General features: G+C 54.9%; 11 protein-coding genes. 5 read left to right on the top strand and 6 right to left on the bottom strand.

Annotated features, from left to right (window positions below):
- Nucleotides 1-23 precede the first annotated feature (23 nt).
- Nucleotides 24-1,820, bottom strand: a complete 1,797-nt coding sequence (locus Pelsub_RS02775) for an ABC transporter ATP-binding protein (protein WP_116226266.1) — start codon at nt 1,818-1,820, stop codon at nt 24-26.
- A gap of 99 nt (nt 1,821-1,919) precedes the next feature.
- Complete coding sequence (locus tag Pelsub_RS02770) at nt 1,920-2,354, bottom strand: MarR family winged helix-turn-helix transcriptional regulator (protein WP_116226267.1); 435 nt, start codon at nt 2,352-2,354, stop codon at nt 1,920-1,922.
- 189 nt (nt 2,355-2,543) lie between these two features.
- Between Pelsub_RS02770 and Pelsub_RS02765 the strand changes: the two genes are divergently transcribed.
- From Pelsub_RS02765 to Pelsub_RS02745, 5 genes are read left to right on the top strand one after another with little or no spacing between them, the layout of a single operon-like run.
- Nucleotides 2,544-3,185 carry a histidine phosphatase family protein gene (locus Pelsub_RS02765; RefSeq protein ID WP_116226268.1) on the top strand — a complete coding sequence of 214 codons (642 nt, stop codon included), beginning with the start codon at nt 2,544-2,546 and terminating at the stop codon, nt 3,183-3,185.
- Complete coding sequence (locus tag Pelsub_RS02760) at nt 3,182-3,805, top strand: HAD family hydrolase (RefSeq protein WP_116226269.1); 624 nt, start codon at nt 3,182-3,184, stop codon at nt 3,803-3,805. The genes Pelsub_RS02765 and Pelsub_RS02760 overlap by 4 nt, the downstream gene beginning before the upstream one ends.
- Nucleotides 3,802-4,410, top strand: a complete 609-nt coding sequence (locus tag Pelsub_RS02755) for an HAD family hydrolase (RefSeq protein ID WP_116226270.1) — start codon at nt 3,802-3,804, stop codon at nt 4,408-4,410. The genes Pelsub_RS02760 and Pelsub_RS02755 overlap by 4 nt, the downstream gene beginning before the upstream one ends.
- A 43-nt stretch (nt 4,411-4,453) precedes the next feature.
- The gene (locus Pelsub_RS02750) at nt 4,454-5,092 is read left to right on the top strand and encodes a histidine phosphatase family protein (protein WP_158674950.1); all 639 of its coding nucleotides are present in this window, start codon (nt 4,454-4,456) and stop codon (nt 5,090-5,092) included.
- Nucleotides 5,085-5,687, top strand: a complete 603-nt coding sequence (locus Pelsub_RS02745) for an HAD family hydrolase (RefSeq protein WP_158674949.1) — start codon at nt 5,085-5,087, stop codon at nt 5,685-5,687. The genes Pelsub_RS02750 and Pelsub_RS02745 overlap by 8 nt, the downstream gene beginning before the upstream one ends.
- Nucleotides 5,688-5,693: 6 nt before the next feature.
- On the opposite strand, the gene Pelsub_RS02740 is transcribed toward Pelsub_RS02745, so the two are convergent.
- Genes Pelsub_RS02740 through Pelsub_RS02725 form a run of 4 tightly spaced genes read right to left on the bottom strand, consistent with a single transcriptional unit; the run spans nt 5,694 to nt 11,819 of the window.
- A complete protein-coding gene (locus Pelsub_RS02740; RefSeq protein ID WP_116226273.1) occupies nt 5,694-6,899 on the bottom strand; it encodes a glycosyltransferase in 1,206 nt (401 codons plus the stop codon).
- On the bottom strand, nt 6,899-8,008 hold the full coding sequence (locus Pelsub_RS02735) for a glycosyltransferase family 4 protein (RefSeq protein ID WP_116226274.1): 1,110 nt from the start codon (nt 8,006-8,008) through the stop codon (nt 6,899-6,901). Before Pelsub_RS02735 ends, Pelsub_RS02740 begins: the two co-directional genes overlap by 1 nt.
- Nucleotides 8,008-10,572 (bottom strand): AAA family ATPase, encoded by a 2,565-nt coding sequence (locus tag Pelsub_RS02730; RefSeq protein WP_116226275.1) that lies wholly within the window; start codon nt 10,570-10,572, stop codon nt 8,008-8,010. Before Pelsub_RS02730 ends, Pelsub_RS02735 begins: the two co-directional genes overlap by 1 nt.
- Nucleotides 10,569-11,819, bottom strand: a complete 1,251-nt coding sequence (locus Pelsub_RS02725; protein ID WP_116226276.1) for a metallophosphoesterase family protein — start codon at nt 11,817-11,819, stop codon at nt 10,569-10,571. Before Pelsub_RS02725 ends, Pelsub_RS02730 begins: the two co-directional genes overlap by 4 nt.
- Nucleotides 11,820-11,947: the final 128 nt, after the last annotated feature.

The raw sequence follows: 11,947 nt of genomic DNA, 5'->3' as shown, positions 1-11,947 counted from the left end.
TTTAATTTCACGTTTTTCTTCGCTCATTGTCCCAATACTCCTTCCTGCTGGGAGGAATTAATTTCTCTGTAAATTTCATTATTTTGCAGAAGTTCTGCATGTGTTCCGATGCCGGAAATACAGCCATCCTCCAGAACGATGATCTTATCGGCGTCTTGAACCGAACTGATGCGCTGCGCGATGATGAAGATGGTGGTATCCGCCAGATTATGATAGAAAGCTTCGCGGATGCGGGCTTCGGTAGCCATATCCACAGCGGAGGTGCTGTCGTCCAAAATAAGGATCTTGGGGTTCTTCAGAATCGCACGGGCAATACACAAGCGCTGCTTCTGTCCGCCGGATACGTTCACGCCGCCCTGACCCATAACGGTGTCGTAGCCGTTGGGGAAGGACATGATGAAATCGTGCGCCTGGGCATCTTTGCAAGCTGTGACAACTTCCTCTTCGGTGGCTTGCTCGTTGCCCCACATGATGTTCTCGCGGATCGTGCCGGAGAACAGGGTGTTGGTCTGCAGGACCACGCCGATTTTCTCGCGTAAATCCGGCAGGCGGTAATCGCGCACGTCCACGCCATCCACCAGCACCGCGCCGGCGGTGGCATCATATAAACGCGGGATCAGGTTGACCAGGGTGGACTTGCCGGAAGCCGTACCGCCCACAATACCAACAATCTGGCCCGGCTCAGCCACAAAACTGACATCACGCAGGACGTCTTCACCGCTGCCGGTCAACGAGTATTTAAAATCTACCTTCTTGAACTCAACTTTGCCAGCCGTCACTTGCGGGCAATCCTGCTCACCGGCCGCGGGGACCAGCGCCGGATTGTTGCCTTCCAGGGTAGCGCTCAAAGCAAATTCTGGATTATCGACAATGTCGATATCCGTATCCAATACTTCGATGATACGCTTGCTGCTGGCTTCCGCGCGGGCACTCATGATGATCATCATGGAGATCATCATGACACTGAACAGAATTTGGAAGATATAGCTGATAAAACTAATCAATTCGCCCGTACCCATGATACCGGTTGAGACCATTTTTCCGCCCATCCAGATGATGGCAATAGTGGCCGCATTCATAACAAACATCATCACCGGCATGTTCAAAATAGCCAGAGAAATGGCGCGGATAGCCGAGTTAGTGAAGTCGTCGTTGGCATTACGGAATTTCGTGTTTTCATGATCCGCCCGCACAAAAGATTTCACCACACGGATACCGATCAGGTTTTCCTGAATGACCCGGTTGATATTGTCGATCTTTTCCTGCATGATTGAGAAGCGTTTGACAGCCTGGCTGATGATGGAGAGCACACCGATGACCAGCACCGGTATTGCAATTGCCAGGACTATCGACAGGCGCGCGTTGATGCGGTAAGCCAGGAAGAAAGCGATCACCAGCATCATCGGCGCGCGTGTCAGCAATCGCAGACCCATGATGAAGGTCACCTGTAAGTTATTGACGTCGTTGGTCAGGCGCGTCACCAGAGAAGCCGTGCTGAATTTATCGATATTGTTGAAGGAGAATTTTTGTACTTTTTCAAACAATGCACTGCGTAAATTCGCCGCAAAACCAATGGCTCCGGTAGTAGAGAACTTCATGTTGAGAACGCCGAAGAAAATGGCACCTAATGCCAGCATAACCATAAAAATACCTGTCTTTATAATGAAGGCCATATCTCCAGCAGGGATTCCCTGATCTACGATACGCGCCATCAATAGAGGCATGCTTAATTCGCACAGCACGTCCAGAAACACAAATACCGGCACCAGTAGAATATATTTTTTGTATTGCTTAATATAAATTGATAATTTCTTTAACAAGCTTTCCTCCGAAATATTTTATTAATCTAGTCCGCTTTTCCATAACAAAATCAATTAAAGGATTAACACACATTTCATCAACTTGGATTTAATACGGATTCAACCAGCTTTGAGGTTCGTCAGGATGTGATGAAGATAATCTTCCAAACGGTCCAGGTCTTCATCACCGAAGTTGTGGAAGGTCTGTTCATCAAGTTTTTTAAACGAACTCTGAATACCGCTGATAACCGCACGCCCGCCTTCTTGCATAAAAACGCGCGAGAGGCGTTCGTCTTTGTCATCCGACTGCCGCTTTATGTAGCCTTCTTCTTCCAGGCGTTTGATGACTTTGGTGGCAGCAGCCGGAGAGATATTCAATCTCTCTGCAATCTCCGAATGGGTCAAGCCTTCGTGTTCGGACAGGAACATCAACATCATGCCCTGACCGCGGAATATCTTGCTTTGCGTCATAAACTGGTCGGCCGTTTTTCCACGTTCGCGGCAGACATGCATGAGCAGATGCCCAATTTTCTCTTTCTTCGTTTGTATAATCATTTCACCTGTTTATTATTAACTGGTTAATTAATACCACTGTCTGTTTATACATAAAAGGGAGGGATTGTAAACAATTTATAAATATTTTTAACATTGATCCGGCGCGATCGTCCCACAAATTTAAAGAGAATGTATAATTCGGGGGTTCATCTCCCGGGAATTGGAATTTTCAGATAGAAAACACAACTCATGACAAAAAACAACACAACCACCACAGTTTATTTAATCCGCCACGGCATTACCGATTGGATCGAACAGGGCAAGATCGCTGGACAATCCGACCGGCCGCTGAGCGCTTTCGGCCTGGAACAGGCTGAATTGACCGGCAAGGCCATGCAGGGTGTCAAAGCCGCCCACTTGTTCTGTTCGCCCTTGCTGCGCGCGCGCCAGACCGCCGCGCCCATCAGCCAAGCCACCGGCCTGGAACCCGAGTACATGGACGGGTTGATGGAAACAAATTTCGGAATCATGGAAGGCAAGCGCAATTATTGGGGCATGCTCAGGGATAAAAAATTCCTGCTGAAGATGTACTTCAACATGCGCCGCCTGATCAATATCTTTAGTGGCGAAAAAGGCAGTCTATTCACTCAGCGCGTGCGTAAAACCTGGCTGGAAATCCGCGCCCAAGCCGACGGCCGGCCGCTCATTGTGGTAGCCCACGCCGGTGTGCTGCGCAACATCTTGTTCTACGAACTGGGCGGCAGCCTTTCCGACACGCGCTTCAATCTGGACGCCTGCAGCATCAACATCATCGAGATTAGCTCGGACGGCCCCAGCCAGATGATCCAACCCAATGGTGTCGCGCACCTCAACGGAAAAATCCATCCATGAGTATTCGCGCTATCATTTGGGACCTGGAAGGAGTGCTGCTGCAATCACCTGATGAGGATGCACCCACTACCATCGCTCATAAGTTGAATGTTCCGATAGATAAATCGCGGGAAGCTTTCTACAGCGATTTCAACGACCGCGTGGACAAAGGCGAATTTACGCACGATGATTTCTTGAATCACGTGGTGGATAGCTTGGGCTTGCCGCGCGAAAAGAAAACCGACTTGTTGGATTGCTTTTATCAGGATTTTTTCATCGATGCCGGAATGCTGTCCGACGTACGCGCCTATCATCAGCGCTACCGCACCGCGCTGCTCTCCAATTATTCGGATCTGCTGCGTAAAATGCTGGCCAGTTATTGGCGTATGGATGGCGCGTTCGATCAAATCGTGATCTCCTGGGAAGTGCGCATGATCAAACCCGATCCCGATATCTTCTATTACACCCTGGAAAAGTTGGGCTGCGCCCCCGCGGAAGCCATTTTCATCGATGACAAGGCCGTCAATGTGGAAGGCGCGCGGGCACTGGGCATGCATGCCATCCTGTTCACCGGGCGGGAGGACATGAACCGCCGCATCGAAGCCATCGTGGCCCAATCCAAGGAAAGCTCACCCGCATGAGCATCCGCGCCATCATTTGGGACATGGAAGGGGTCATCCTGCTCAATACACAGAGCAGCATCCTCGCCTGCATTGCCAAACGCCTGAACATACCGGTTGAGCAGCTGCCCACAGGCTTTGATGAAACCTTCATGAACCGTGTCGACCTCGGTGAATTTACCCAGGAGGATGCCTGGGATCACATGCTTGATGAATTGGGATTGCCGCGATCCAATAAGGTGGAGCTAGATAAATTCTTCTATGAGGATTTCTACATCGACCGGGAACTGGTCACCGATATTTGCGCCTACCATAAACAATTTAAAACAGCTTTGCTATCCAATTACTCAGACGCGCTGCGGCCCATGTTGTCCGGCCCCTGGCGTATGGATGGAGCCTTTGATGAGATCATCATTTCCTGTGAAGTGCGCATGATCAAGCCCGACCCGGCCATTTACCGATATGCACTGCAGCAGCTGGGGACAGCCCCGCAGGAAACTATCTTTATTGATGACCGCCAGGTCAATATCACCGGCGCGCAAGCGCTGGGAATGCATGCCTTTCAATATACCGGACGGGCGGAAATGAACCGCAAGATAAAGGAAATCATCGCCCCAGAAAAATAGTAGAATCAACCCATTAGCATTTTCGATAAACGAGGGATACGCATTGACCACTTATTACCTGGTTCGACACGGCACCACCGCCTGGGTGGACCAACAACGGCTGCACGGTATTACCGATATCCCGTTGAACGATAACGGCTTGCGGCAAGCGCAACGTACCGCCGAAGCCATGCGCGATATCCGCGCGGTTCACCTGTTCTCCAGCCCGCTGTCGCGGGCCATGCAAACCGCGCAGGCTATCGGGGAAAAGGTCCACCTCACTCCCAGCCCGCGGCCCGGATTGACCGAAATTAATTTCGGCTGGATGGAAGGCCGGACCATCGAAGACGACCTCGACGCGCATAAACCAAAGATTGTTTACCTGTACGAACATCACCGCTTGAACTTGATCCGCTTTCTTAGCGGCGATTCCAAGCGCGGTTTCCAAAAACGCGTCGTGCAGGAATGGCACAACATTCTGGACGAAACGCGCGGGGAGGACAGCATTATCGTAGCCCATTCGGGCGTGCTGGACGTCATTCTGGTGGAATGCTTTGGCCCACCGCGCGACAGCCTGCTGCCCTTCTACTCCATCCACCCCTGCAGCATCACCACCATCGAAGTGGATGAAGGCGGCAACCCTCTTCTGGTGGAAATGGATAACCACGCACATTTACAGGAATGGTATCCGGCCCATGATTAAATTATTGGTCTGGGACCTGGCCGGTGTGCTGCTGCACACGGTCAAGGGCACCTTTGAATCTCTGCTGGCCGAAAGGTTGGACGTGCCCGAACAAGCGGTTTACGACGCCATCCGCAGCGAAACCAACAACCGTTGGGATTTAGGCGAGATCGACGATCCATGTTACTACACCTGGATGCTGGAATACCTGGGGCAGCCGCTCAGCAAAATGCCCATCGTGGAGAAATTCGTGCGCGATGATTTTTACGTACATCCGCAGATGCTGGCCGCCATTCGCGATTATCATAAGCGCTACCCCACCGTGCTGCTGACCAACTTCCCTTCGCACCTGCATGAATTCCTGCGCACGGTCTGGAACATCGAGGGCACTTTTGACCACGTGATTGCTTCCTGCGATGTCAAGCTGCTCAAGCCCGACCCGCGCATGTATCAATACGCGCTGGATCAAGCCGGCTGCCGTGCGGAGGAAGCGGTATTCATCGACGACCGTGAAGGCAATGTTCAAGGCGCGCAGAGCATTGGCATGCGCGGCATCGTGTTCCAAAACCCGGAACAAGCCATCGCCGACCTGAACGCGCTCCTGGCTGAAAAATAAACCTGACTATTTACCGCTGAATTTTTCGTAGAAAATTTGCGCTGCTTTGCGCACACCCTTGATTTCAGCGCGCTGCTTCAGCACGCGGATGTTGCCCTGGCGGGCGCGTTCGCGCAGCTCGGGGTGGCGCAGCGCGCGCAGCACCGCTTGCGCAGCCGCCTGCGGATCGCGCGGATTCACCAGTAAACCGGTGCGCTCCGGCTCCAGCCATTCGCGCAGCGATTCGATATTCCCCACCACCGGGAAGCAGCCGCATGCCAGCGCTTCCAGGAAGGTGTTGGGTGTGCCGTCGTGGCTGGATAGCGATACGTACACCTGCGATCGCGAGAAGAGCTGCCAGAGCTGCTGTTGGCCCAGGTAAGGCAGCAGCAGGACATGATCCTGTAAGTGATACTGCTCGACCCATTTAAGCGCCTGGGGCTGGCCCTGCATGGCCGTGCACACGAAATAAGCTTGTGGAAATTCCTTTAATATCAGCGGAATACTGGCAAAGAACACATCCTGATGCACACTGCCGGGGCGGAAACCGCGCGGGTTGACCACCAGCGGGCGGCCTTCGGGCAAGGCATAATCGTGCGCGACCGACAGGCTGAGCGTGCGGTTGATCTCATCCAAATCCAGCCCGCCGTTGCCGGGCAGCACGGCCGTGGGCGCGTCGGCCCGCAAACCCCACTGCAACGCCAGACGCACGTCGCGGGAGGCATCCGCCAGCAAGCCATCCGCGCGCGCCAACGTGCGGCGCGTTTGGCGCTTCATCAGGATGGAAGTGCGCGCGTGGAAAGTCAGGTCATTGCCCCAAATGGAAACAATTAAGGGAATCTCGGCTGGCGTAACTACCGCCAGCATGCCCTCGAAGGGCACGCGTAGCGCGTGCACCAGATCGGGTTGAACCTCGTCCAGGATACGTAAGAATTCTTTTTGTTGGCGCGGGAGCAGCAAGGGGGCTGCCAGCGCACGCAACTTCAGCAGCATGGGGCGCAGGCGCGCCACCATTCCACGTACACGCGCCTGGCGTTGAGAAGCGGAGCGCGCTACCTGGCTGCCGGACATGCCGGAAAAAGCCACCGGCAGCGTATATTGATGCTCAATGCCGGGAATGGGTTCGTAGGGATAGGTGGAGACCAGCGAGACGGTGAGATCCAGCCCGGAGAGCATGCGCAGCCAATTGCGGGTGATGGGACTGCGCCCATCGGCAACCAAAAGGATATGCATCAAGCCTCCAACACGCGGTTGACCGCTTCCACGAATACCGCCACCATATTTTCCAAATTCACGTCGCGGCTGACAATATCGTAAGAATTTAGCCCCATGGTGCGCAGGCGGGGCAGATCACTCAATGCTTCGGCGATCTTGCGAGTCAATTCCTCAGTGCTGCCTTCGGATAGCATCCAACCGTTCTTTTCACGTACCAGATCCGATTGGGTACCGTCGGCCACGCCCACGATGACCGGCAGGGCGTGCGCCATAGCCTGCTGCACGGCCAAACCGCCGGTGCCGGGCAGCACGAACAGGTCCGCACCCTGAAAGAGCTGCTCCAGTTCACCGCCGTGCTGTGCGCCGTAGAATTTGGCTTTCGGATAGATTTCCTCGGCCAGTGCTTCCAATTCGCGGCGCAGCGGGCCGTCCCCCACGATCCACAAAACGGGCTGCTGGTCCTGCGGCAGCGCCGCGCAGGCATGGATAAGCTGATCGACTTTCTTGCGCGCCTGCAGGCGCCCCACAAACAACACCACCGAACCGCCGGGAGCATATGCATCAGGGCGCTGCGGCGCGGGCTGGGTGGGTTTGGGCGCCACCGCATTGGGCGCGGTAAAAATCGCTTGTTGGGGAAAACCCAACTTTGCGTATTCCTGCGCGCCGGCCTGGCTGTAGGTAATCAGCGCGTCGAATTGGTTGATAAAGCGTTTGCGCCGGTTCAAACGCAGATGGGCAAATCTTCCCTGCGGTTGGGGCGAACCCAGCCCCCAGCCAATCAAGCGTCCGCCATGCCGGCGCATCCAGTTGATGGCTGTGCGCGACAAGGGATAACGCGGGTTGGCTTCCATGATGAGCACCTGCGGCTGCCATTCATCCAGCCATTTCCGGATGTTAACCTGCCAGCAGGTATAGGCCAAGCCGTTCAGTATGTGCAGGTTGCGCGCCGGATAGTACTGCGCGGCCAGCGGTACTGCACCGGTGTCCAGCGCTTCTTCGGACCGCGGTCGGCCCGCGAACACGCTCAATCCCGCCGGGCAGGCCTGCGCCAGTGCGTCAAAAAAAGGCACGCGATAATTCGGCAGCACGCGCTGCTGCAGCCCAACTTTAACCTTGATGTCCTTCATCAGGGAATAACCTCAACCATGGATCCTCCAGATGTCTTTTGAACTTCAATGCGGGAAGGAAAAGCGTCCTTCAACTCATCCAGATGGGTGATTACCAGTATTTTAGCAAAATCCTCACCGACCAGGTGAATGGCTTCGATTAAGCGCTGGCGGCCTTCTTCATCCTGGCTGCCAAACCCTTCGTCGATCACCAGCGTTTGCAGGCGCGCTCCGGCACGCTGGGCCAGCACGCGCGACAAGGCCAGCCGGATGGCGAAATTGATGCGGAAAGCCTCACCGCCGGAGAACAGCTCGTATTCGCGCTGACCGGAAGAATCGCTGATGAGGATATCCAGGGTTTGCTTTTTATCGTCGCGCTTCTTATCCTTATACTCGCGCTCCGTCATGAAGGTCACCGACATGCGCCCGCTGGTCAGGCGGTCGAGGATGTCGTTGGCCTGCAATTCAATTTCCGGTAAAGCCTGTTCAATTAACAAAGCCTGAATACCGTCGCGCCCGAAGGCTGTTTCCAGTGTTTTCAGGTGGGCGATCTGCCCCTGGATTTCGGCGATCTCGCGGGTAAGTTCGACTTTGCGCTCACGCTGTTTGTCCAGCACAGATACCATCTGCTGGGCAGCGCCTACCTGCCGGCGCAGGGAGTTTTCCTCGTGACGCAGGTCTTCCAGTTCGGTTTCCACCGCCTGAGCGTCGGGCAGCTGCGCTTTCTGCCCGCTGATGTTACTTTCCAATTCTGTCAGCTGCTGTTGGCCGTGCGTGATCTCTTCGTCCAAAGCATTAGCGGCTGTGGTGAGTGTTTCGATCTCACGCCGCAGCGATTCCACCGCGGTGCGTGCTTTTTCCAGGTTGCGGAAAGTTTCTTCAGCGCTGCGCGCATCCATCTCAGCCTGGCGGCGGCGCTCGTGCTCTTCCGGCTGGTAGCTCAATTTTTCAAGCGAGGCATCCGCCTGCTGCAGCTGCACGCGCTGGGGTTTTGAGAAGGCCTCTTCCTTCAACGCAGCTTGAATCTCCGTCGAACGCGGCTGATCCTGACGCTCCCATTTTTCCACTTGCTTTTGGAACCCGGCCAGCATCTGTTCATTGCGGCCGGCCTGCCCCTGCAGCGCGCTCATCTCATTTTGCGCGCGGCGCAGTTCAGTTAATTGATCCTGAAGCTTGTGCTGTTGGGCGTCGTTGTCTTTGATCAGGCGGTTGTTCTCACGGTACTGGTCGCCCAGGGTTTTGCCCTCGGCTTTCAACTGTTCCAGGATGGCGCGCCGGTGCGCGTCCGAAAGTTCCTGCCCACACAACGGGCACTGCGTCCCGCTGGCGGCTTCCAGCTGTTCAATGTTGGCCTTCAACTCGGCCATGTTTTCTTTTAAATGTAGATTTTCCGCGCCAAGAGCGGTGCTTTCTTTCTGCAATTGCGCGATCTGATCTTCAATGCGCGGCAGTTCGCCCAATGTCTTTTCCAGTTCTTTCAAGCGGATCTGGTCTTTCTCCACCTGTTTCTGCAGTGGCGCTACTTTGGGCAGCAGTTCATCCACTTCCTTTTGCGCCATTTCCAAACCGGCCAGCTCCTGGCGCAAGCGGGCTTCCTCAGTTTGAATCTGAGCTGCGGCCTGTCCGCGCTCGCTTTGCAGCTGGTGATACTGTTCCGCCAGGGCATTCCACCGCTCCACTTCCGCGCGTGTGTCCTGCCAGGTCTGGTAAGCCAGCCGGATGGCTGTCTCATTCTTCAAAGTGTCTTCGAAGGCTGCCAATTCCGCCCCGCGCGCACCGATCTGTTCCCGTTGGGAGGCAGCCCGCGCCCGGTTGGCATCCAACTGCTTGTTCACCAGATCCAATTTCTCCTGGTCCGATTTCAATTGGCGCAGTTGGGCTTGAGCCTGGTTCCACAGCGTTTCTTTTTGTCCGCGCAATGCTTCGGTTTTCTTCAGGCTGTTATCCAGCAGCTCCAATTTTTCAGTTAAGTCCTGCTCGCCTTCCAGTTCGACCAGAATTTCATTGAGCAGGTTCTGGCGGGCGTACTGTTCGGTGTCGCCGGCGCGCCGGCGGCGGTATGCCTCTTCACGGTAAGCCTCCCAAATTTCCAATCCCAGGATACTGCTCAGGATTTCTTTGCGGTGAGCGGGCGTCTGCTGGGCAAACATATCGGCCTTGCCCTGCAGGAAAAAGGAAGTGTTAATAAAAGTGTCGTAATCCAGATGCAAAATCTCGCGGATGCGCGCCTCGGTGGCGCGCACGCCGGACTCAGTCATGGCTTTCCATTCTTCGGCTTCGCTGCGCACCTGCAATTCCAGCGTGGTGCTTTTGCCTCGTTCGCGACTGCGCTGGATGCGGTAGCGGTTGCTTTCGTAATCCATTTCCAAGGTTACTTTACAACTCTCCAAACCCAGGCTGATGAGCGCATCGTCTTCGTTGCGGCGCGCCCTGCCGAACAGCACCCAGGTAATGGCGTCGAAAATAGAGGACTTGCCCGCGCCGTTCGGCCCTGAAATACAAGCCACGTTTACGCGCGAAAAATCGATTTGAACCTCGCCGCGATAGGAGAGGAAGTTTTCCAGTGTCAGCCGAATGGGTATCATCCCGCCTCTTTCTCAGATTGGCCGCGCTGGGCTGTTTCGAAGATGTCCTCGGCCAACTTATTGAGGGCTTGCGTATCGCGGCCTTTAGCCGGTATGACGTCCCAATAGCGGTTGAGCACCTCGATGGGCGGGATCTCGCTGACGCTCTTATCCTGCGGCAAGCGGATGCGCGCCTGGATCTGCGGGCGGCGGATGAAGTGGAATTCGAAGGCGCTTTCCGCTTTGCGGCGGATATCGCTCTCGTCGATCAGCGCGTCCCACTCGCGCGGGTAATAAACCACCAGGCGAAAGATGGCGTCAGCCAACTGTTTTTCGCCCGGGAATGCTTTAAGAATATCCTGGTTGACCGTTTCGGGGTTTTCCAGCTTAGCGACATGGTCAAAGAATTTCCTTCCACGCAGCAGGTGTTCTTGCATTTCGGCATGGCCCCGCTCGATCTCTGCCGTGACGAAGATTTTCTGTTCCTCGGCCTCGCCAAAATCCACGCGCTCGATCGAGCCGGGATAGACAATGTGCGGGTGGCCGTCCTTGTTGAGGTCCTGGTGATTATGGATGTGGCCAAGCGCCACGTAATCCAGGCGCGGATCGCGCACCAGCGAACCGGGCAGCACGAAATCGGCGCCCAGCATAATGGTGCGTTCGCTGCCGTAGAAAGCGCCCTGTACGGTGGCATGCGCTGTCAGGATGGCAGGCAATTTCGGATCCAATTGGTCCATGAGACTTTCAACCAGAGCGGTCAACTCGCGCTCGATCTGGTCATTTAAACTTTCGTTGGATTGCTTCTCGTTATCAAGGCTGGCGGCAAAAGCCGAGCGGTTCAGCCAGGGAATGCCGATCACCTGCAGCGGCAGACCGTTCAGGTCATCCGGCCCCAGCAGACAGGGTTTGCTGATTACGCGCACGTTGGGAACCTGCAGAGTGTCGAATTCCTGCAGTGCATGCGCGCGCCCGGAAGCGGGCGAAACGTCGTGGTTGCCGATCACCAGCAGGGTCATAATGCCCGCCGAGGACAGGCGCATGATGCGCCGGCCCCATTCGCGTTGGTAAGTGGGCGCGGGGGTGCGGTCGCGGTAGGCGTCCCCGGCGAAGATCACCAGGTCGACTTTCTGTTCGACCGCGGCGTCCACTATGGTATCCAGCGCTTTGAGAAAATCCAGTACGCGCATCGGCAGACCGCTTTGCGGGTCGTGGCGGCCCTGACGGGCCAAATCAATGTGCGCGTCCGCGAAATGCAGCACTTTAATCATGGTAAAAATCCAACCTCATCGCTGTTTTGATCATTATTTTCCGTTGGAATAAAATTTTTACAATTCTCTAATTAAAAACTTACGAAAATATTTTTCAATGCCAGTATACTAAGTTTTAGCTAAACAAG

This window comes from Pelolinea submarina (assembly GCF_003966975.1).
In the GTDB taxonomy this organism is placed as follows: domain Bacteria; phylum Chloroflexota; class Anaerolineae; order Anaerolineales; family Anaerolineaceae; genus Pelolinea; species Pelolinea submarina.
Note: the sequence above shows the minus strand (reverse complement) of the source record. Positions and strands in the feature narration are given on the sequence as shown.

Coding starts and splice junctions, on each gene's coding strand:
- Pelsub_RS02770 (WP_116226267.1), bottom strand. CDS start 2,354: ATGATTATACAAACGAAGAAAGAGAAAATTGGGCATCTGCTCATGCAT.
- Pelsub_RS02765 (WP_116226268.1), top strand. CDS start 2,544: ATGACAAAAAACAACACAACCACCACAGTTTATTTAATCCGCCACGGC.
- Pelsub_RS02760 (WP_116226269.1), top strand. CDS start 3,182: ATGAGTATTCGCGCTATCATTTGGGACCTGGAAGGAGTGCTGCTGCAA.
- Pelsub_RS02755 (WP_116226270.1), top strand. CDS start 3,802: ATGAGCATCCGCGCCATCATTTGGGACATGGAAGGGGTCATCCTGCTC.
- Pelsub_RS02745 (WP_158674949.1), top strand. CDS start 5,085: ATGATTAAATTATTGGTCTGGGACCTGGCCGGTGTGCTGCTGCACACG.
- Pelsub_RS02740 (WP_116226273.1), bottom strand. CDS start 6,899: ATGCATATCCTTTTGGTTGCCGATGGGCGCAGTCCCATCACCCGCAAT.
- Pelsub_RS02735 (WP_116226274.1), bottom strand. CDS start 8,008: ATGAAGGACATCAAGGTTAAAGTTGGGCTGCAGCAGCGCGTGCTGCCG.
- Pelsub_RS02730 (WP_116226275.1), bottom strand. CDS start 10,572: ATGATACCCATTCGGCTGACACTGGAAAACTTCCTCTCCTATCGCGGC.
- Pelsub_RS02725 (WP_116226276.1), bottom strand. CDS start 11,819: ATGATTAAAGTGCTGCATTTCGCGGACGCGCACATTGATTTGGCCCGT.